1 protein-coding gene is annotated in these 1,373 nt (G+C 72.1%); it reads right to left on the reverse strand.

Annotation, left to right across the window (positions count from 1 at the left end; genetic code table 11):
* Positions 1 to 1,373 (reverse strand): polyketide synthase dehydratase domain-containing protein (locus ACF1GV_RS42575; protein ID WP_391692542.1); only part of this gene is annotated, 1,373 nt, incomplete at both ends.

Here is a 1,373-nt window from a genome sequence, read left to right on the forward strand (position 1 = left end):
GTCCTCGGGTGAGGTAACGACGGCGTTGCGGGTGAGCAGCACCAGCCGGGAGTCGGCGAACCGCTCCTCCGCCAGCCACTCCTTCACCAGGCCCAGTACCCCGTACAGCACCTCATGGACCCGCGCGGCGTGCTTGTCGGTGCCGTCCTGCTGAGGCGCGTACGGCATCACCACCACGTCCGGAGCGGTGTCCAGCGTGGCCACGGAGTCCAGGTCGTCGGTCGCGAAGACCGTCGCACCGGTCTCCTCCAGCGTCCGCCCCACCTGCAGTGGGTCCGGACCGACGACCGCCCAGCGCCGCGCATCGACGGGGGAGGACGCCGCGGAGGGTGTCACCCAGTCCACGCGGAACAGGCTGTCGTTCACGGAGGAACCGGCTGCCTCCAACTGCGCAGTGACGACCGGCCGTACGACCAGCGACTCGGCCGTGACGACCGGCGCGCCGGCCGGGTCGGCCACGGTGACCGACACAGTGTCCTCGGCGTCCCCGAGCGGAGCCACGCGCACCCGCAGCGCGGCAGCGCCCGCCGCGTGCAGGGTCACACCGCTCCAGGAGAACGGAAGCCGCGCCCGGCCTTCGCCCGCCGCGGGCAGTACGCCCAGGCCCAGCGCGTGCAGCGCCGCGTCCATCAGCGCCGGGTGGATGCCGTAGTCCGCGGCCTCGGCGGACTCCTCCTCCGGCAGGACGACCTCGGCGAACACCTCGTCACCGCGCCGCCACGCCGCACGCATGCCGTGGAAGGCCGGGCCGTACCCGTAACCCTGCTCGGCCAGCCGGTCGTAGTAGCCCTCGGTCTCCACCGGTTCGGCCCCGGCGGGCGGCCATGTGGTCAGGTCCGAGTCCAGCTGCGGGGACTTCTCCACGCGGGCCAGGGTGCCGGTGGCGTGCCGGGTCCACGGCTCATCACTGCCGGCGTCCTGCGCGCGGGAGTGCAGGGTCAGCTCACGCCGCCCCGACTCGTCGTGTGCACCCACGTTCAGCTGCACGTCCACCCCGCCCCGTTCAGGAAGGATCAGGGGTGCTTCGAGAGCGAGTTCCTCTACGGTGCCGCAGTCGACGTGGTGGCCGGCCTGGAGGGCGAGTTCGAGGAAGCCGGTGCCCGGAAGCAGGACGGTGCCGGCCACGGCGTGGTCCGCCAGCCAGGGATGGCTCTGCAGCGACATCCGGCCGGTGAACAGGTGCGTGTCCGTGCCCGCCAGCTCCACAGCAGCCCCCAGCAGCGGGTGACCTGCTGCGGCCAGACCTGCGCCGGAGAGGTTCGTCCGGCTGTCGGGGATGGGGTTGATCCAGTAGCGCTGGTGCTGGAAGGGGTAGGTGGGCAGGTCGATGTGTTGGCTGTTCCGAGGGATGGGCCAGTTGACGGGGTGGCCGT

This window comes from Streptomyces sp. NPDC014006 (assembly GCF_043088925.1).
Classification (GTDB): domain Bacteria; phylum Actinomycetota; class Actinomycetes; order Streptomycetales; family Streptomycetaceae; genus Streptomyces.